At 60.8% G+C, this 17,956-nt stretch carries 21 protein-coding genes; 6 read left to right on the top strand and 15 right to left on the bottom strand.

What is annotated here, in order from left to right; genetic code table 11:
* Positions 1-45 precede the first annotated feature (45 nt).
* Entirely contained in the window at positions 46-1,221 is a 1,176-nt protein-coding gene (locus AC2YB9_RS13795) for an alkaline phosphatase family protein (protein ID WP_487265912.1), read from the top strand.
* Positions 1,222-1,227: 6 nt separating this feature from the next.
* On the opposite strand, the gene AC2YB9_RS13800 is transcribed toward AC2YB9_RS13795, so the two are convergent.
* Entirely contained in the window at positions 1,228-1,656 is a 429-nt protein-coding gene (locus tag AC2YB9_RS13800) for an SRPBCC family protein (protein ID WP_487265913.1), read from the bottom strand.
* Between the two features lie 49 nt (positions 1,657-1,705).
* Here AC2YB9_RS13800 and AC2YB9_RS13805 point away from each other — a divergent pair, with 49 nt between their 5' ends.
* Positions 1,706-2,896 (top strand): benzoate/H(+) symporter BenE family transporter, encoded by a 1,191-nt coding sequence (locus AC2YB9_RS13805; protein ID WP_487265914.1) that lies wholly within the window; start codon positions 1,706-1,708, stop codon positions 2,894-2,896.
* A gap of 9 nt (positions 2,897-2,905) precedes the next feature.
* Complete coding sequence (locus AC2YB9_RS13810; RefSeq protein WP_487265915.1) at positions 2,906-3,370, top strand: tRNA (cytidine(34)-2'-O)-methyltransferase; 465 nt, start codon at positions 2,906-2,908, stop codon at positions 3,368-3,370.
* Positions 3,371-3,409: 39 nt separating this feature from the next.
* On the opposite strand, the gene AC2YB9_RS13815 is transcribed toward AC2YB9_RS13810, so the two are convergent.
* The gene (locus tag AC2YB9_RS13815; RefSeq protein ID WP_487265916.1) at positions 3,410-3,835 is read right to left on the bottom strand and encodes an SRPBCC family protein; all 426 of its coding nucleotides are present in this window, start codon (positions 3,833-3,835) and stop codon (positions 3,410-3,412) included.
* 162 nt (positions 3,836-3,997) lie between these two features.
* Between AC2YB9_RS13815 and AC2YB9_RS13820 the strand changes: the two genes are divergently transcribed.
* Positions 3,998-4,705 (top strand): SGNH/GDSL hydrolase family protein, encoded by a 708-nt coding sequence (locus tag AC2YB9_RS13820; protein ID WP_487265917.1) that lies wholly within the window; start codon positions 3,998-4,000, stop codon positions 4,703-4,705.
* Positions 4,706-4,725: 20 nt separating this feature from the next.
* On the opposite strand, the gene rdgB is transcribed toward AC2YB9_RS13820, so the two are convergent.
* The 11 genes from rdgB to clpS all read right to left on the bottom strand — a co-directional run bounded on the left by rdgB (position 4,726) and on the right by clpS (position 12,457).
* On the bottom strand, positions 4,726-5,322 hold the full coding sequence (gene rdgB / locus AC2YB9_RS13825) for an RdgB/HAM1 family non-canonical purine NTP pyrophosphatase (RefSeq protein ID WP_487265918.1): 597 nt from the start codon (positions 5,320-5,322) through the stop codon (positions 4,726-4,728).
* Positions 5,319-6,041 carry a ribonuclease PH gene (rph, locus tag AC2YB9_RS13830; protein ID WP_487265919.1) on the bottom strand — a complete coding sequence of 241 codons (723 nt, stop codon included), beginning with the start codon at positions 6,039-6,041 and terminating at the stop codon, positions 5,319-5,321. Before rph ends, rdgB begins: the two co-directional genes overlap by 4 nt.
* Positions 6,042-6,065: 24 nt before the next feature.
* Positions 6,066-6,827 (bottom strand): MBL fold metallo-hydrolase, encoded by a 762-nt coding sequence (locus AC2YB9_RS13835; RefSeq protein ID WP_487265920.1) that lies wholly within the window; start codon positions 6,825-6,827, stop codon positions 6,066-6,068.
* Positions 6,824-7,630 (bottom strand): glutamate racemase, encoded by an 807-nt coding sequence (gene murI, locus AC2YB9_RS13840; protein WP_487265921.1) that lies wholly within the window; start codon positions 7,628-7,630, stop codon positions 6,824-6,826. The genes AC2YB9_RS13835 and murI overlap by 4 nt, the downstream gene beginning before the upstream one ends.
* Positions 7,631-7,716: 86 nt before the next feature.
* Positions 7,717-8,694, bottom strand: coding sequence for a ribose-phosphate diphosphokinase (locus AC2YB9_RS13845; RefSeq protein WP_487265922.1), 978 nt, complete (start codon positions 8,692-8,694; stop codon positions 7,717-7,719).
* A gap of 13 nt (positions 8,695-8,707) precedes the next feature.
* Positions 8,708-9,655 (bottom strand): PLP-dependent cysteine synthase family protein, encoded by a 948-nt coding sequence (locus AC2YB9_RS13850; protein WP_487265923.1) that lies wholly within the window; start codon positions 9,653-9,655, stop codon positions 8,708-8,710.
* A 16-nt stretch (positions 9,656-9,671) separates the two neighbouring features.
* Positions 9,672-9,950, bottom strand: a complete 279-nt coding sequence (locus AC2YB9_RS13855) for a MoaD/ThiS family protein (RefSeq protein ID WP_487265924.1) — start codon at positions 9,948-9,950, stop codon at positions 9,672-9,674.
* On the bottom strand, positions 9,950-10,423 hold the full coding sequence (locus AC2YB9_RS13860) for a M67 family metallopeptidase (RefSeq protein WP_487265925.1): 474 nt from the start codon (positions 10,421-10,423) through the stop codon (positions 9,950-9,952). Before AC2YB9_RS13860 ends, AC2YB9_RS13855 begins: the two co-directional genes overlap by 1 nt.
* 111 nt (positions 10,424-10,534) lie before the next feature.
* Entirely contained in the window at positions 10,535-11,455 is a 921-nt protein-coding gene (locus AC2YB9_RS13865; protein ID WP_487265926.1) for a carboxypeptidase-like regulatory domain-containing protein, read from the bottom strand.
* Between the two features lie 121 nt (positions 11,456-11,576).
* Positions 11,577-12,161, bottom strand: a complete 585-nt coding sequence (locus AC2YB9_RS13870; RefSeq protein WP_487265927.1) for a DUF2017 domain-containing protein — start codon at positions 12,159-12,161, stop codon at positions 11,577-11,579.
* Positions 12,161-12,457, bottom strand: a complete 297-nt coding sequence (clpS, locus tag AC2YB9_RS13875; RefSeq protein ID WP_487265928.1) for an ATP-dependent Clp protease adapter ClpS — start codon at positions 12,455-12,457, stop codon at positions 12,161-12,163. The genes AC2YB9_RS13870 and clpS overlap by 1 nt, the downstream gene beginning before the upstream one ends.
* A gap of 57 nt (positions 12,458-12,514) precedes the next feature.
* On the opposite strand from clpS, the gene AC2YB9_RS13880 reads away from it, so the two are divergent.
* Both AC2YB9_RS13880 and AC2YB9_RS13885 read left to right on the top strand, forming a co-directional pair.
* The gene (locus AC2YB9_RS13880; RefSeq protein ID WP_487268622.1) at positions 12,515-13,828 is read left to right on the top strand and encodes a nicotinate phosphoribosyltransferase; all 1,314 of its coding nucleotides are present in this window, start codon (positions 12,515-12,517) and stop codon (positions 13,826-13,828) included.
* Entirely contained in the window at positions 13,825-14,388 is a 564-nt protein-coding gene (locus AC2YB9_RS13885) for an isochorismatase family protein (protein WP_487265929.1), read from the top strand. The genes AC2YB9_RS13880 and AC2YB9_RS13885 overlap by 4 nt, the downstream gene beginning before the upstream one ends.
* Positions 14,389-14,400: 12 nt before the next feature.
* On the opposite strand, the gene AC2YB9_RS13890 is transcribed toward AC2YB9_RS13885, so the two are convergent.
* Both AC2YB9_RS13890 and AC2YB9_RS13895 read right to left on the bottom strand, forming a co-directional pair.
* Positions 14,401-15,438, bottom strand: a complete 1,038-nt coding sequence (locus AC2YB9_RS13890; RefSeq protein WP_487265930.1) for an LLM class flavin-dependent oxidoreductase — start codon at positions 15,436-15,438, stop codon at positions 14,401-14,403.
* Positions 15,439-15,493: 55 nt separating this feature from the next.
* Positions 15,494-17,866 carry an amidohydrolase family protein gene (locus tag AC2YB9_RS13895; protein ID WP_487265931.1) on the bottom strand — a complete coding sequence of 791 codons (2,373 nt, stop codon included), beginning with the start codon at positions 17,864-17,866 and terminating at the stop codon, positions 15,494-15,496.
* Positions 17,867-17,956: the final 90 nt, after the last annotated feature.

Below are 17,956 nucleotides of genomic sequence, written 5' to 3' on the forward strand. Positions count from 1 at the left end.
TCATAACGTACGATTACGGGAGTTCAGCGAGCGAGGAGCACCGCCATGCCGAGGCTGTCCAATCGTGCAACGGTCGTCATCGGCGCCCTCGTCACAGTAGTCATTGGTGCGCTCATCGTGGGCGTAACGATTGCAGATGCCGCCAAATATTCGCTCAAGGCGCCGCGCGGTCTCACGATCAGCCAGACGAGCCCCACGACCGCGAAGACAACTTGGACCGCGGTCAAGAAGGCGCCGCGTTATCGCGTGCAGCTTTCGACCCGGTCAAACATGTCCGGCGCGGTGTATGCCCGCAGCACCGGCAAGATCGCCAGCCGGGTGCTCAACGGGCTCAAGGCCTCGACCACCTACTACGTCAAGGTCCGGGTGATCACAGCCCACGGAACGAACCGTTCGCCCTATTCGAAGCCAACGTCATTTAAGACCGCAGAAACCGGTACTTCAATAACTAAGATTCTGGTTTTCATCGAGGAGAACCACTCGTTGAGCCAAATGAAGACCGGAATGCCTTATTCGTATTCACTTGCGAAAAAGTATGGCTATGCGTCGAATTTCACCGCGATCCAACACCCGTCCTTGCCTAATTACATCGCGTTGGCAGCCGGCGACACCCTCAAAGTCAATGATGACAAGACCCCGCCGGGGCACTTGCTCAACGCCACGACCGTGTTTGGGCAGGCCATCGCAGGCGGGAAGACTGCAAAAACGTACGCCGATGGCATGCCCACGAACTGCCACCTGGCCAACGGCGGCGACCGCTATGTGCCACGACACAACCCCTGGACCTACTTCGTCAACGAGCGAGACCTTTGCGATGCCTTCGACGTTCCATTCGCTCCATATTTCGCTGCCGATGCGGCGGCTGGGGCACTGCCGAACGTCGGGATGGTCATCCCCAATAAGTGCAACGACGCCCACGACTGTCCCCTGTCCACTGCAGATAAGTGGTTCAAAGCTCGAATGAAGACGGTGTTCGCCAGCGCCGATTGGAAATCCGGACGGCTCGTGGTGGTTCTGACCGCGGACGAGGACGACAAGAAGAGTGGCAACAAGGTCCTGACCGCGGTGATCCACCCCAGTCAGAAGGGCAATGTCGTCAGGACACCGCTGACGATGCATTCGCTCTCCCAGCTGATCTCAAATGTCAGCCACACGACGCCGCTACTAAAGGCCAGCAAAGCGCCATCGATGCGATCGGCATTCCAACTGCCGATCGACTGAGTTCAGCTACTCGGCGAGCTTCGGCAGACCCTTTGAAATCGACGCGGTCAGAGCCTTCTGCAACACGGGCGCCATCCCCGGAACCGGGGTGCTGAACTCAATGACCCACTCCAACACCGAACCACCCGTTTTATCGGGCGTGATCGTGATGACGCCCGAATGATTGCGCAACGGGCTGCCCTTGGTGATCGTGTATTCGATCCGTTCTGGCACTACTACCGCAGTTACGGTCTCTTCAAAAGCGGGGCCGAAACCGAGAACACGAAGCCTGCGTACCGAGCCGACGCCATTGCGATCTGAGTCCCCGTTGCGGACTCGTTTGACGGAGGTCGGCAACAAGATGGCGAGATTCTCATGCTCACTGATTTTGGCAAACACAACCTCGGGTTCGGAGCTGTATTTCTGAGTCACGTGGACACGCTGGGTCGCCGTCATCCAGTGAGTCTAGAGTCGTACCAGTTCAGCCCGGCACCCTACTCATGAAATGCTCACGATGCCCTCCTCGAACCAACAACCCATCAGCGCGGGAATCATCACGGCGCTGGTGGGCTACACCAGTTCATTTGCTGTCGTGATCGCCGGGCTGACTGCCGTCGGAGCAACTCCCACTCAAGCTGCCTCAGCGCTGCTCGCCCTGTGCGTCACGCAGGGGCTCGGGATGCTCTGGCTGACGCGTCGGTACAAAATGCCGATCATCCTGGTCTGGTCCACGCCAGGCGTCGCGCTGCTGGCCGGCACCCATGCCGTGCGCGGCGGTTGGCCCGCAGTTGTCGGTGCGTTCCTGATCGTCGGCGTCGCGTATGCAGTCACCGGCCTCGTCCCCGCGCTCGGACGAGCCATTGGACGTATCCCGTCCCCGATCGCCCAAGCGATGCTCGCCGGCGTGTTGCTCGAGCTCTGCCTTGAACCGGTCAGCGCATTCATTGATCATCCAATTGCCATCGCACCGATTGTTTTGACGTGGCTGATCGGTGCCCGTTTCGCGCCCCGTTGGGCGGTCCCGGCCGCATTCGCGATGGCCGGAGTGGTCATCGCGATCGATCTCGCTCGTCGCGGCGAGGGGCTCGCGGCCGCATCGCTATTGCCGCAACTCGATCTGACCGCCCCGGCCTGGACGTGGGAGGCGATCATCGGCATCGCAATCCCGCTGTACATCGTCACAATGGCATCGCAAAACGTCCCTGGCGTCGCAATCATGAAGTCATATGGCTATTCGGTGCCGTGGCGACCGGCAATGGTCACCGCAGGAGCCGCGACCGTCATCGGCGCCACGGCTGGCGCACATTCGGTCAACCTCGCAGCCATCAGCGCAGCCCTTGCCGCGGGGCCAGATGCCGGCGACGACCCCAAACGGCGCTGGATCGCGGGGCAATCAACCGGCTGGTCCTACCTTGTTCTGGGCATCTTCTCCGCCGCGCTCACCGCGCTCGTGGCGGTCGCGCCGATTGGCGTCATCGCCACGGTCGCCGGTCTTGCGCTGCTCGGCACGTTGGCCGATTCACTCCGGTCGGCGGTGGCCGAGCGCAAGGGTCGCGAGGCCGCGATCGTTACGTTTATCGTCGCTGCGTCCGGCGAGACGGCGCTGGACATCAGTTCAGCGTTCTGGGCGGTCGTCGCCGGGCTCGTCGTCCACGCAATCCTCGACTGGCGACCTCGGCGCCGCGCGATAGCCTGATTGCCCATCATGTTCCGAATCCTCTTCTTCGAGCCGCGCATTCCCGGCAACACCGGCAATGCCATCCGTTTGGCTGCAGCCACAGGCGCCGAACTCCACCTCGTCGAGCCGCTCGGCTTCGATTTCTCCGACCGTCGGCTCAAACGTGCCGGTCTCGACTATCACGATCTAGCGGTCGTCACCGTCCATCCAAATCTCGAGGCGGCTTGGGTCGCGCTCGGTCCGGCTCGAATATTCGCGTTCACAACCAGCGCTACGACCTCATATGTCGATATTGCCTACCAACCCGATGACGTGTTGATGTTCGGACCCGAGCCGATCGCCTTTCCCGTCGAAGCGCTCAACGACCCGCACGTCACGGCGCAATTACGACTGCCGATGCAACCGGGACGGCGCTCGATGAACCTCGGCAACTGCGCGTCGATCGCCGTGTTCGAGGCGTGGCGTCAGCTCGGTTTCCCCGGCGGACAATGACACTGCGATAGTGACACAGCGACAATGACCCAACACCGGCTAATTTGCTAGTTTTGGCAGTCCCTTAGAAATTGTGCGAGTCAGAATCTTGCCCACCAGCACGGCCATACCAGGAACCGGGGCATCGAAGCCGATGGTGTAATCGAGCAGCGTGCCTCCGTCGGCGGTCGGTGAAAGCCGCTGGATGCCCCAATGACCGCGCAGCGGCCCGCCTTTGGTGATCTTGTACTCGATCAACGTGTCTGGCTCGGACACCGTCGTGGTTTCCTCGAATGCCGCAAGCGGACCAATCTTGAGCCGACGTGTCGAACCGACGCCGTTGCGGGAGGTTTCGCCATCCTTGACTCTGGTGACCTTCGCGCCGAAAACTGGGCCGAGATTCTCGTGCTCGGAGAGGCTGGCGAAGACGACGGAGGGCGCTGACGAGAAGGTGTGCATGACATGGACGCGCTGAGGGGAGGTCATAGTGGTTCATCCTACGACGTATCGCTGTGAGGATATGTCGGCAGACAATGACACCGAAATAACACCGAATACAACCCCTGATCTGGTCGTTGAGATGGCCCAGTCGACGTACGGTTGGGTTCTGCCCCAATTCTTCCCACAGCACCCGAATGAAGTCTCACCATGAACATCGCGGCACCGCGTATTCGCGCATCACGCCTGTGGCTGCTCGCTGTCATCATCAGCGCCCTCGTGCTGGTACCGTCGGCGGTTCATCTCGGACGGGCGTCAGCTGGGTCACCCGGTATCGCGGTAATCGGCGATTCCATCACGGCCCGCTACAACGATGTCGATGGTTCACCGCGACAGGCATGGTGGAGTTTCGTCGGGCAGCATTATCAACTCCATGTGACGACCTACGCTCAATCCGGCTCCGGATTCCAACGCGCCGGTCTGGCCTGCAGCGGCGACACATTTCGCCAACGACTCGACGAACTACGCAAACATCCACCGGAGATTGTGTTGGTCGAGGGCGGTCGCAATGACTGGGCCCGCTGCCAAAGTGGCTATCTGATGCTGGCAAGCAATGCTCGAATCCGTCGGTCGGTCAACACTTTCCTGACCGAGCTGCAGAGTGCCGTTCCGCCACGGACCGAGATCTTCGTACTCGGGCCACCGTGGGGCTCAATTGACCTAGCACAACGTGACCGGGTGACCGCGATCGTGCGCACAGCAGCTAACCACCATCACATGAGCTTCATCGACACCAATGACGTTTTCGACGGTGGCCGGCTCACACTCGACGGCGTACATCCCAACCTGGCCGGCAGTCGCGCCTTGGGCGCACGCGTCATCGACACGATCGGCGCAACACTGCCCGTCAAAAACTGAGCCCGATCAATCCGAGCCAGTCAGGAAGTGAGCGCCTTGATCACATGTGGCGCGATTGCCCGGAGCGCCTTGCCCCGGTGGCTGATGGTGTCCTTGTCTGCGGCGCTCAACTCAGCGGTCGATACAGTGAAGCCAGCGGCGGCGAACAACGGGTCATAGCCGAATCCGCCATCACCTTGTTCAGCCCGCAGTATGCGACCGGCCATCTCGCCGTGTTCGATGATCTCGATCCCGCCAGGGACGCAGAGCGCAACTGCGCAGCGGAACTGTGCGGCTCGTCGCGCGTCGGGCACATCGCCCAGTTGGCTCAACAGAAGCGCGTTGTTGGCCTGGTCACCCGCGCCCGACCACCGTGCCGACAAGATGCCCGGCATACCGTTGAGCGCGTCGACGCAGATCCCAGAATCATCGGCCAAGGACGGCAATCCGGTGGCTGCCAGACAGGCACGTGCCTTGATCAGCGCATTACCTTCGAATGTCGGCTCGGTCTCGGCTGGCTCGTCGAATGCCTCAACATCATCAAGGCCTAGGACCTCGATCGTCGGAATCTCGGGTGTGAGAATACGCCGCAACTCGGCGAGCTTCTTCGCATTGCGTGTGGCCAGCACGACTCTCATCGGCCGAGGGCCTCATTTTGCAACCGACTCAGGTCTGCACAGCCTTTGCCGGCCAGAGCGAGCAGCGAGTTAAGTTCCTCGTGGTCGAAGGGTTGGCCCTCGGCTGTGCCTTGGATCTCGATGAATTTGCCACTGCCAGTCATCACGACATTCATGTCGGTCTCGGCGCGTACATCCTCGACATATGGGAGATCGAGCATCGGCTGTCCATCGATGATGCCGACGCTGATCGCCGAAATTGACTGGACGAGCGGCTCGCCCTTGAGTGCACCGGCACCGCGGAGATGCTCGATCGCATCGACCAAAGCAACATAAGCGCCCGTGATCGCGGCTGTGCGGGTACCGCCATCGGCTTGGAGGACATCACAATCGATGATAATCGTGTTCTCGCCGAGCGCTTTGTAGTCGATCGCGGCGCGCAGTGAGCGGCCGACAAGACGCGAAATCTCGTGCGTACGGCCACCAATTTTGCCCTTGACCGATTCGCGCGGAGAACGATCGTGGGTGGCCTGCGGGAGCATCGCATACTCGGCCGTCACCCAGCCGAGGCCCGATCCTTTGCGCCAACGCGGAACGCCCTCGGATGCGCTGGCGGCACAGAGCACGCGCGTCTTACCGAATTCGATGAGGCAGGATCCCTGCGCATGGTCGAGCCAGTTTCGGGTGATGGTGATGGGTCGAAGCTCGTCAAGAGCGCGACCGTCTTCGCGGATCGTCATATCGACGAGCCTAGTCGCTCGGGTTCAGATCTCGTGGACCGATCCCGCGGTCACCAGCGTCGTGGGGCCGTCCCATGTCGATTTGACGTCACGAAGCACCTCGTCACGATCGGTCCAGCCCGGGATATGAGTGACGAGAAGTTGTCCGACATCGCCCTGAGCGGCATAGGTCCCTGCTTCGGCGCCGGTCAGGTGAAGGTTCGGCGGGTTGTCTGCCGACTCGACGAATGAGGCCTCGCACAGGAACGCATCAGCACCATCGACGAACTCGGCGAGGATATCGGTGGGACCGGTGTCACCGGAGTAGACCAATGTCGAACGGCCATCGGTGATCTTCAGCGCGTAGGAGGGAATCGGGTGATCAACCAGTGCAACGGTCACGGTGAACGGACCAATTTCAACCGGTGTCCCGACAACCCAATCGTTGAACTCAAATTGTTCGACCATGCCGGCACCATCGCCGCTACCGTATGCGGTCGAGAGGTACCTGCCAGCTCCCGCAGGAGCGTGGACCGGGATCGGCGCCACGGCGCCGTCGGGATGATATTTGCTCAGAACGTATAAACCACACATGTCCAAGCAATGGTCCGGATGCAGATGTGACAATGCGATCGCGTCAAGCTGTCGTGGGTCGACCACTCGTTGCAGCCCGCCGAGCGCGCCGTTGCCGAGATCGACAACGAACCGGAAAATCGCGCCGTCATGGGGGGCCTCGAACAAGTAGCAACTGGCTGGTGAATCAGGCCCCGGATAGGAACCCGCGCAGCCGATGACGGTCATTTTCATACGGCAACCCACGCAAGTTGGTCGACCGTCTGGATCTCGGGGCCCAGGAAGCGGCGACCGAGGTCGGCGAACTCCTCCGGCCGTCCCGTCGTGAGGAATCTATGGACCGGCAGACCATACGACGGATCGCGTTCGAGCCGCTCGCGGATGAGCAGCGCGTAGACATCTTTCGCGGTCTCCTCGGCGCTCGACACGAGGGTGACTTCGTCTCCCATGACATACGAAAGTACGCCAGTCAGCAGCGGATAGTGAGTGCAGCCCAATACCAGCGTGTCGATGTCGAGATCCAGCAACGGCTGCAGGTACTCCGCTGCGACAGCCCGCAACTCGGCGCCACTGGTGATGCCGGCCTCGACGAACTCAACGAATCTTGGACAAGCCTGCGTATGCAGTTGGATCCGCGGGTTGGCGGCGAATGCGTCATCGTACGCTCTGGAGGTTGCGGTCGCCTGAGTGCAGATGACGCCGACCCGGCCGTTTTTCGTTGCGCTGGCAGCGCGCCGGGTAGCCGGCACGATGACCTCAACAACCGGTATGTCATAGCGTTCACGTGCGTCTCGGAGCACGGCGGCACTTGCCGAGTTGCAGGCGATGACGAGCACCTTGACGCCTTGCGCGACGAGATGATCGAGACAATCCAAGGCATACTCGCGGACTTCGCTGATTGGCTTCGGCCCGTAAGGCTGGCGCGCAGTGTCCCCGAGATAGAGGACCGGCTCATTCGGCAACTGATCAAGCACAGCGCGCACAACGGTCAAGCCGCCGAAGCCTGAGTCGAAAATGCCAATGGGTGCGTCAGTCACCCCAGAACCCTAATCGTGATCGGTCGTCCGATGCCACCCATTGCGTCCCACAACACACGCCAACGGCGTATTTGCGCCGTTTTGGGCTACAGCGGAAGCTTGGGCTGGGGCGGCGCATGGGCCGGATCGACACCGTCAAACAGCGAACTGACCGACTCCCCCGCGTGTATTCGAGCAATTGCTTCGGCGAAAAGTCCGGCGACTGAACACACATGGAGCTCCGGCCAGTCTGTTGGCGCCGGAACCGTGTCGGTCGTGACGACCTCGGTGATCGCCGGGTGACTGCGCAGCCGCTCAACGGCCTTACCGGTAAACAATCCGTGGGTGCAAGCCACCGAGGCCTCGTGACAGCCTTCTTCCTCAAGTTTGTTCATCAATTCGACGATCGAACCGCCGGTGGCAATCTCATCATCGAGAACGATCGCCGTACGGCCAGCCACATCGCCAACGATTGCGTCGATAACTACCTTGTCGTCGGCCATACGCTGTTTGCTGCCCGCGGCAACCGGCACGCCGAGCAGGCGTGCGAACAGCGACGCCGTCTTGGCATTGCCGAGGTCCGGTGAGACGACGACCGTGTTGGACAGGTCCCGGTCACGATAATAGGACGCGATCTCGCCGATCGCGGTCAGGTGATCGACTGGAACCGAGAAGAACCCATGGACCTGCGGGGCGTGCAACGTCATCGTGACGACCCGGTCAGCGCCCGCGGTGGACAACATGTCAGCGACGAGACGTCCGCCGATCGAGATGCGCGAGGCGTCCTTCTTATCCGAACGCGCATACGCGTAGTGGGGGATGACGGCGGTCACTGAGGCAGCCGATGCACCACGGGCCGCGTCGATCATCAGGAGTAACTCCATCAGGTGATCCTGCGTCGGCGGCACCAACGGCTGGATGATGTAGACATCCTTTTTGCGGCAATTGGCCAGCAATTGAATCTGCAGGCAGTCATTGCTGAAGCGGACGGTGTCCGAGTTGGAGAGCGGTTGCCCTAGATGGGAGCAGATCTCCTCCGCGAGTTTTCGGTGTGCGCTCCCGGAGAAGACGACGATCTCACTCACCACTGACTCCCATTCAGGCCCACAATTGACCGTCAAGTTTGTGTTCTGCTTCGTCGATCGTGCCCTCATATGCGCCGGTGGACAAGTACTTCCAGCCGCCGTCAGGCACAACGAACACAATATCGGCTGATTGGCCCGCTTTCACCGACTTTGCCGCTTGAGCGAATGCCGCATGCAAAATGGCGCCGGTTGAGATGCCGACAAACATGCCCTCGGACTCCAGGAGCTCGCGCACTCGGCGCACAGCGTCGCGTGGGCCGACCGAGAAGCGGGCGTCGATATAGGACGCGTCGTAGAGCTCAGGGATGAATCCCTCATCGAGATTGCGTAGGCCGTAAACGAGTTCGCCGTACCGTGGCTCGGCCGCAACGATGCGGACCTCCGGCTTGTGTTCCCGAAAGAACCGGCCGTGCCCCATGAGCGTGCCGGTCGTGCCCAGTCCGCCGACGAAATGGGTGATCGTCGGCAGATCGGCGAAAATCTCCGGAGCAGTGCCCGCGTAGTGCGCATCGGCATTGGCCGGATTGCCGTATTGATAGAGCATGATCCAGTCCGGATGCTCTTCCGCCATCTCCTTTGCGACTCGAACGGCCTCGTTCGAGCCACCGGCTGCCGGGGAGGAGAACACCTCGGCACCGAACATCTCAAGCAGTTGACGGCGCTCAATCGAGGTGTTCTCCGGCATCACGCAAACCATGCGATAACCGCGAACCTTCGCAATCATCGCCAACGAGATGCCAGTGTTGCCACTTGTCGGCTCCAAAATGGTGCAGCCGGGACGGAGCAGGCCCTCCTTTTCGGCGCGCAGGATCATCGCGACCGCCACACGATCCTTGATCGAGCCGGTCGGATTGCGATCCTCAAGCTTCGCCCACAGCCGCACGTCTGAAGACGGCGAAAGCGTCGGCAGCCCCACCAACGGCGTATTGCCAACCGAGTCGATCAGGGAGTCGTACCGCATGGCTTGAGTCTGCGGCTCAGGCTGCGCCGCCGGCAACTGCCGGCAGAATCACAATCGTGTCGCCATCGGCGACTGCTGCGGCCAATCCGCCGGCGAATCGGATGTCCTCATCGTTGACGTAGATATTGACGAAGCGTCGCACTTCACCGTTTTCGAGGATGCGAGCACCGATTCCTTCGTGCGCGGTCTCGAGGTTGTCGAGGAGTTCGCCAACGGTCGCGCCGCTGCCGTCGACGGACCGTTCGCCATCGGTGTAATCGCGCAAAATGGTTGGAATTCGTACGTCGATCGCCATCAGTTGTCACTCTCTTCGGGTTCAGCAGGGGTGGTGCGTATGTCATCGGTGTAACGTGCCACGATGCGAACTTCTTCCTCAGCCACGATGCCATCGATGATTCGGTAGGAGCGGAAGTCGAACGGCCCGTCCGCATTGCCGGTCGCGCGCGTCGACACCAGCACGTAGTGGGCATTGGGCTCCGAGGCCAGATTGATGTCTGTGCGCGACGGATATGCCTCGGTGGAGGTATGTGAGTGGTAGACCACGACCGGATCCTCGCCGCGGTCATCCATGTCTCGATAGAGCTTGAGCAGGTCGACCGAATCGAATTCGTAGAACGTCGGTGACATGGCCGCATTGAGCATCGGGATGTGCCGAGTGGGTAGGTCCGAACCGATCGCTCCAGCGACGATGCCGCACGCCTCGTCCGGGTGGTCCCGGCGGCTATGCGCGACTATTGCGTCGTGGATGGCCTGATCGATCGTCAACACGGCTCAATCCTATCGACCGTGCCAACATTTGGACTTTTCGCCCACAGTGCGAGACGACGCACCCCATTCGCGGAAGTCGGCCCGCGCGATTGCGGGCCGACTTCCGCGCGACTACTTCACCTTGATAGTGATTTTCTTGCTGGCGTTCTGCAGATCGCCACCGACATACGTGACGGTGAACGTGTGCTTGCCCTTCTTCAATTTCGTGAGGCTTATCGAGGCCGAGCCCTTCTTGACCGCAACCTTGCTCTTCTTGGTCTTTTTGCCTTCCTTGACCGTTACGGTGCCCTTCGGGTCGGTAATACCGAACTTTTTACCCGAAGCCTTGATGACCAGCGTCGCCTTGCGCTTCTTGGTGGACTTACCCGAGATCGAGAAACTGTTGGGAACCTTGACCTTGGTGATCTTGAGACCCGGATATTTCTGCCCCTCGGTGAGGGTGACTTTGGCGCTGACTTTCGTCGTATCGAGTGGGTTTTCGCTGTTGAACCCCACGGCAAAGAAATAGGCGCCCGGATTCAGTGCACGAATGTCGAAGGTACCGCTGCCGGACGTGAGGTCAGCGTTCTCGAACCAGCGACCAAGATTGGCAACAACGACAACGTTCTTGAGTGGTTTGCCCGATGGCGCGGTGACCTTGCCAGTCACGATCGCACCAGGTTTCAGGACGATATCGCCCGCAAAATTCTGTCCTGCAACAACGGCGATCTCCACTTCGCCGGAAGCAAATGGTTGGGCGACGTCGCGTCCGTCGTCGGCGAAAATCGTCCAATCACCACGAGTCATCTGACCTGTTTTGTATTGGCCGGAGTTCGCCGGCGATTCGGTCAGATCAGCCCCACGATCACCGGCATCGTTGAAGGCGTAGACGTCCAACCCGGAGATCGGACCGTCGGCAGCATCGCGCACCTGGACCGTCACGGTTGTGCCGGGAAGCGCGTTGGCGGGGCTGGCGACAAGACCAGCTAGCAGCAGCGCAAAGCCAGCGACAAGCGCCGCTAATGCTCGTAAGCGACGGGATTGAGTGGGCATTCGAAGCCTCCTTCGAGATCCTGACGATCAGGACAACTCGCAGAGTCTAAGGTCAGATCAGGGTCGGCAGTTCAGAACTCGCCGAAATCGACACACGCGTCAGAAAAACAGTTCTAAAGAACTAGTCGAGCGCCCCGACGAGCGATTCCTGCACGAAGCCAAGCCAGTCATAAATCTCGGCCATCGCTTGGATACTCTCGTCCGTCGAACGGCCAATCAGCATGACGTCCTCATCGGTGTCGATGCCAAGTCGGATTGCCAATGAAATCCGGATGTCGTTGAGCGCGCGGAGCCAGGACTGCACCGCCGCCGGATCGAGTTCAACCTCAATCTGTTGCGTTGAGTCCGCCTCAGCCGGGTCGAAGCTCAGTCCACCGTCAACAAGGCTGCCAATCATCGCCTCGGCATTGCGGACCTTGGCCGACGACAGCGTCTGTTCGGTGAACCGGCGAAACTCGGCGGCGTCCTCAGGATCATCACGATAGGCATCGGGCAATAGCCGCTGAAGGACCGGGTCTTCTGGTGGTGTGAGCGGCCCGCTAAGCCCGACTTGGGCGAATAGTGGATCGGGCTCGGATTCGGACTCACCATTACGGTCACGCAGTAACTCGACGACTTGGCCCGACAGATTGGCCAACATATGCGCTTCACTCGGTTCGAAAGTCGCATAGATCCCACCTCGCCGGCGCCGCTTGAACGGTTTCATCAGGAGTCCGATCGTTGCAGGGTGGCCCACAACCCGTAGTCGTGCATCGCCTGCACATGGCGCTCCATCTCTTCACGACCGCCACTGGACACCACGGCCTTGCCATCGTGGTGGACAGCCAACATCAATTCGTTGGCCTTCTCCTGGGAATAGCCGAAGTAGTTGCGGAACACATACGAGACGTAGGACATCAGGTTGACCGGATCATTCCAGACAATCGTGACCCACGGACTTTCAAGCTCGACAACCTCATCGCTCTCAGGCAATTCGATTTCGACGGGCGCAGGGATGGTCACATCTCCATTGTGTCCCAGAGCCAAGGCAACAGGCCACCGACATAGGCTGTGGTCGTGATAACGAACTCAAGGTGGGATTCCACGGCCCTGCTCACTGATCGCTATGAGCTCACGATGCTGCAGGCCACACTGCGCAACGGCACAGCCCACAGACCATCGGTGTTCGAGTTATTCGCACGCCGGCTGCCAACAGGTCGTCGCTATGGGGTGGTGGCCGGAACCGGTCGAATCCTCGATGCGCTCGCGAACTTCACCTTTGACGCGGCTGCTCTCGATTATTTGCGCCGGGCCGATGTCGTGGACGAAGACACCATCACGTGGCTGGCGGACTATCAATTCTCCGGCGACATCTGGGGCTATCCCGAGGGCGAGATTTTCTTCCCGGGTTCACCGGTGCTCATCGTCGAGGGAACATTCGCCGAATGCGTGGTTTTGGAGACGTTGTTCCTGTCGATCCTCAACCACGACGCCGCGATCGCATCAGCTGCGGCACGTATGATCACCGCCGCTGGCGACCGGCCGTGCATCGAGATGGGGTCCCGTCGCACCCATGAAGCCGCCGCTGTCGCCGCGGCGCGGGCGGCCTACATCGCCGGCTTTGCCGCGACCTCAAACCTCCAGGCCGGCGACACCTACGACATCCCGACAACCGGCACGAGCGCGCACTCTTTCACGCTGCTGCATGACACTGAGCGTGATGCTTTTGCCGCCCAGATCGATGCGCTCGGACCCGGAACTACGCTGCTAGTCGACACCTACGACGTCACCGAGGCGATCAAGACCGCCGTCGAACTAGCCGGCGTTGAACTCGGCGCGATCCGGCTCGATTCGGGCGACCTCGTCTCACTCGCGGGCACCGTTCGTAAGCAGCTCGATGAGCTCGGCGCGACCAAAACCCACATCACCGTAACCAGCGATCTGGACGAGTATGCGATCGCAACCCTCGCTGCGGCACCGGTCGACGGTTACGGAGTGGGCACCGCGCTCGTAACCGGATCAGGGTCTCCAACCTGCGGATTCGTCTACAAACTGGTGGCCCGCGACAGCGGTGACGGACACCTGACTCCGGTCGCTAAGAAGAGCAAGGACAAGGTCTCAATCGGCGGTCGCAAGTATGTACTGCGGCAGATCTCCAAAACTGGTAAGGCACAGGCCGAGGTCATCGGGATCGGCGAACCCCCCGTTAGCGACGACAACGACCGTACGATTCTGGTCCAGTTGGTCGCTGCCGGTGAGCGGGTCAACCATGAATCATTGGCCGATGCCCGCACACGACTGCGCAACTCGTTGGCCGAACTTCCGGCGGCAGCGACCCGGCTGTCGAACGGCGAACCGGTCATCGACACTATCTTCAAGGAGCTTCAATCATGACCACTGCCATGACCACTGCGCTGATCGTTGTCGACGTCCAGAAAGACTTCTGCGAGGGTGGCTCGTTGGCCGTAGATGGCGGCGCACAGGTCGCCGCCGACATCGCCGCAGTGATTGCTTCGGACCGCTACTCAACGGTCATCGCGACCCGAGATCATCACATCGATCCAGGTGCCCACTTCTCGGACTCCCCCGACTTTGTCGACTCCTGGCCGCCGCACTGCGTCGTCGGAACTCCCGGCGCGGAATTTCACCCGCCGCTGGCCGCATCGCTGTTTGCGGAAATTTTCTTCAAGGGCGAGTATGCTGCGGCCTACTCAGGCTTCGAAGGTCACTCCGAGGCCGGCGTCACGCTTGCCAACTGGCTTCGCGACCAAGGAATCACCGACGTCGATGTGTGCGGCATTGCCGCCGACTACTGTGTACGCGCGACCGCGCTCGATGCTGCCCGCGAAGGCTTCGTCGTGACCGTCCTGGATCGGCTGACCGCAGCCGTTTCGCCCGATAACGCCGCCGCGGTCCATGCCGAGTTCACCGCGGCAGGCGTCACTTTAGGCTGAACCGCCCGAACCTCAGAGCAGATGTTTGGCCAACAGTTCGATAGTGCGTTCCCTCGCCATTGACCGACGCGGGTCGCCGCCACGTCGTGCCGAGGCGACCGGGTGCAACATGACCTCGTCGACGCGGAACTCCTCGGCCAATGCCAGGATGCGCTCAGCTGATTGTTCCGGATTGCCCACGATCGAGCGTTTTAGCCCAGATTCGACCATCACGATCTGTTGCGGCAACAACTCCGCAGCCGCGGCATCCTCGACCAGATCAATCGGTCCGAGTGGCTGGCCGGTCCGTAGCTTCGCCATGTGCTGCATATTAGGCAGCGCAAGCGCTTCGGCCTCAGCCGCGGTATCGGCGACGACCGCGTTAACAGTCAGAAACGTGGTGGGCTCAGGGGTCTCGGCCGACGGCTGAAACTCCGACCGATACAGCGCGAGCGCCTCGGCCGTCCCCTGGCCGGAGAAGTGGTGCGCAAACACATACGGCAGGCCCTTGGCCGCCGCGAGATGCGCCGAATATGTCGACGACCCAAGTAGCCACATACGCGGTGCGCTCGAGGCATTCGGCGTGGCCTTGAGGATGTAGTCCTGTCCGCGCAGCGGTATGCGTACTCCGCGACTGTCCATCAACGCCATGACGTCATCGAGGTATTGCGGGAACTGCGCGACATCCTCGTCGCCGCGACCGGCCGGTCCGCGCAACGCCATCGAGGTGACCGGATCGGAGCCTGGCGCGCGGCCGATGCCGAGGTCGATCCGCCCGGGGTGTGCTGCTTCGAGCAAACCAAACTGTTCGGCGACCGCCAATGGTGCGTGATTGGGCAGCATGACGCCACCGGAGCCGACCCGAATCCGATCGGTCTGGGCAGCAAGATGCGCAATCAGGACCGGCGGTGAGGTGGCTGCCACGGCCTTCATGTTGTGGTGTTCGGCGACCCAATAACGGGTGTATCCAACCTGGTCGGCCAGCTGGGCAAGTGACACTGCCGCAGCGACCGCATCCCCCGTGGTCTGATCGGTACGGACAGGGACGAGATCAAGTACGGAAAGCTTCACTTCAGTGGCAACACTTCAGCCACTCGTTTCCATCCCACTCGATGGCACCGCCGAGTCAAGAAATATTTGTCAGCTTCCCATCCTTGGTGAACGTGGCCTTCAGCTTGACCGTCTTGCCTTTTGCGTTTTTGGCGCAGTACTGGAACGCGGTGCCAAGTCGCTGATGCGGCTGACCGGCAGTCCTGAGGACAGACTCGACGGTGCTGCCCTTCGCGATCTTCTTGATAGCTGAGTCGCGTTTGATGACGCGGGTGTCACGGCAGGCATCATTGCTAACCCCTTCGGCACGTTCCCACATTTGCAAGTAGGCCTCAGACCCACGAGACATGTCATCGACGATGTCCTGGCCAGCTTGTTTGCGCAGGTCTTCGATCCAGTCTGGATAGAGCCCATAATGTGCGACCCCATCGACGTTGATGTCATAGACGCGCTGGCCGCTGGCCTGTTTGTCGATCGTTACGCCACCAAGGCCTTTAAATGGATAGGTCACCTTGTTGGCGGCATTGGCGCCACGCGGATTGCCCTGTGCGCCGAGACCATTGATGTCGGCACCGAAACCAAAGCCGAAGTAATAGCGACCATCAGCCCAGGTCAGGTGTTTGCGCCACTTTTCAACGAAGCCCGCGCTGTCACCGGCATACGGTGTGATGATGCCGCCTGCCTTGTAGATCTGCGGGTAGGCGTCCGGCGTCGACCAGGAGTGGCTCGACACGACACCCGGGTAATTGAGTTTTTCGGTCACGTCCAGCGAGGCCTTACGGGCCTTCACGCTCATGTGATCAGGATCAAAAATCATCTTGCGCTTGGCCATCGCCTCAACCGTGTGATCGCCGAGCGAGGTCAGACCGCGCTCATTGCACACCGGCCCAGCGGCATAAACGGGCAACGCGAGCGGGGAAAACAAGCCAGCGATCGCACCGAACAACGCATCCTGCTGCGGTGTCCCGTCCGACGGCGTGACCTGAGCCCGGTCCTCGACCCCCGGGGCATTTCCGGTCGCACATTTGCGCATGTCCCAGAAGGATCCCGTTTCAAGGAAGTTCGCCGCGTTGATCAGCGGAGCGGCTCCCCCGGTGTCACCGGCAACGCCGGACAGCGCATTGTCGAATTTGTTGACCAATTCCATCTGGCGCACGCCCAGGTCATGGACCTCGTCAAGTTGCTTGTCGATCGACTCTGGCGTGCAGGACTTGGCCGGCTGGTCCAATTTCATCGTGCAGCCGAACAGGACGCTCGTCTCAACCCCCATGACGACTGCCATTTTGCCTTCGTTGATGACTTTTCGGGCCTGGAACGGATCGGTCACGATGCGGTACCAACCCTTGCCCGGTCCACCATTCTGCGCGTCGATGTAGCGCTCCATCGCACGCATGTCCTTGGCCTGCAGCCGAATCGAATCCATGTCATCACACGAGTTGCGCTTGAGCGGATAAATCTTGCACAGCTGGTCATTTTCAACCAGAAGATTCACGAACAGCCGTTCACCACCGCGCCATGCACGCTCAAGCCACTTGTAATAGGTGCCCTCATGGGTCAGCGAATCTGGGGCCGGCCAATCTTTGAACGTGGGCCAACCAACGGTGTCATGGGTGCCGACTGGGACGCCGCCCTTCAAGAAGTTCTCGAGGATCGCGCCCGCGCCTAGGGTGAGCGCGTGGTCAGGGCAGTCTGTCAACGCGACGGCGACTCCATATTCCGACCACGGCCGACCGCAGTGGACCATGCCGCCAAGAAACTCAAACGCCATGCCGTGCGTGTGTGCATCGAGGTAGCCGCGCACTTCCTGGAACGGCGACACGCCAGCAAATGGCGCCCCGGTGACATTAACCGAAACCTCGGGGAAGTCCGCGCAGCCGCTTGTGCTCCGAAGCGTGAAGTTGCCGGCTTTGGCGGTAGCGACCGCGGTACCGCTCCCGGTGATGTTGAGTGACGCCTTCTTGGCTGCCAGTTTGAACTGGAAGTTGGCACCACTTTGGGTGACCGTCCAATTTGCCGACGAATTCGACGCGGTAGTGGCCCGGATTCCGCCCAGCAGTTGGCGCGCGAGGAAGGTCTTGTCCGCACCATAAAGCAGATAAGAACCTAGGTCGGTGGCCTGGAAGTGCAGTGGGGCCGCGGCCGCGAGCGTCGTGCCAGTTGCGACAAAGCCCTTGCCTTTACGGACGAGATACTTGCCGTTGGCGGCGGTCAACGCATAACAACCGCCCGCCATCGCGTAGCGGTCAGCGGGAACTGTGGTGCGCGCGGCTGGCGCCTTGCTCGCGATAAGTTGTGGATCAGGTTCATTGCGTTGCGCTTGAACCGTCAGCAAATTGGCCGCGCCTTCGACATGCGTCGTCGGATCTGCGGTGGCATTGGTCTGCGGCGCACGCGATACGGCGTTTTTGGTGACCGGATCGTTGTGGGTATGGGGCTTCGACTCATCCACAACGACACTGCTTGCGGTTGCCGTTGATTTCGCTGAATGAAATTGGGTCGTCCAGTGCGCATACGCGGGATAACAGGCCATTGTCAGAAT

This window comes from Aeromicrobium changchenzhani (assembly GCF_057586615.1).

What these genes read in the sequence shown, in the direction of transcription:
- AC2YB9_RS13795 (WP_487265912.1), top strand. Translation starts at nt 46, where the DNA reads ATGCCGAGGCTGTCCAATCGTGCAACGGTCGTCATCGGCGCCCTCGTC.
- AC2YB9_RS13800 (WP_487265913.1), bottom strand. Translation starts at nt 1,656, where the DNA reads ATGACGGCGACCCAGCGTGTCCACGTGACTCAGAAATACAGCTCCGAA.
- AC2YB9_RS13805 (WP_487265914.1), top strand. Translation starts at nt 1,706, where the DNA reads ATGCTCACGATGCCCTCCTCGAACCAACAACCCATCAGCGCGGGAATC.
- AC2YB9_RS13810 (WP_487265915.1), top strand. Translation starts at nt 2,906, where the DNA reads ATGTTCCGAATCCTCTTCTTCGAGCCGCGCATTCCCGGCAACACCGGC.
- AC2YB9_RS13815 (WP_487265916.1), bottom strand. Translation starts at nt 3,835, where the DNA reads ATGACCTCCCCTCAGCGCGTCCATGTCATGCACACCTTCTCGTCAGCG.
- AC2YB9_RS13820 (WP_487265917.1), top strand. Translation starts at nt 3,998, where the DNA reads ATGAACATCGCGGCACCGCGTATTCGCGCATCACGCCTGTGGCTGCTC.
- rdgB (WP_487265918.1), bottom strand. Translation starts at nt 5,322, where the DNA reads ATGAGAGTCGTGCTGGCCACACGCAATGCGAAGAAGCTCGCCGAGTTG.
- rph (WP_487265919.1), bottom strand. Translation starts at nt 6,041, where the DNA reads ATGACGATCCGCGAAGACGGTCGCGCTCTTGACGAGCTTCGACCCATC.
- AC2YB9_RS13835 (WP_487265920.1), bottom strand. Translation starts at nt 6,827, where the DNA reads ATGAAAATGACCGTCATCGGCTGCGCGGGTTCCTATCCGGGGCCTGAT.
- AC2YB9_RS13850 (WP_487265923.1), bottom strand. Translation starts at nt 9,655, where the DNA reads ATGCGGTACGACTCCCTGATCGACTCGGTTGGCAATACGCCGTTGGTG.
- AC2YB9_RS13855 (WP_487265924.1), bottom strand. Translation starts at nt 9,950, where the DNA reads ATGGCGATCGACGTACGAATTCCAACCATTTTGCGCGATTACACCGAT.
- AC2YB9_RS13865 (WP_487265926.1), bottom strand. Translation starts at nt 11,455, where the DNA reads ATGCCCACTCAATCCCGTCGCTTACGAGCATTAGCGGCGCTTGTCGCT.
- AC2YB9_RS13870 (WP_487265927.1), bottom strand. Translation starts at nt 12,161, where the DNA reads ATGAAACCGTTCAAGCGGCGCCGGCGAGGTGGGATCTATGCGACTTTC.
- AC2YB9_RS13885 (WP_487265929.1), top strand. Translation starts at nt 13,825, where the DNA reads ATGACCACTGCCATGACCACTGCGCTGATCGTTGTCGACGTCCAGAAA.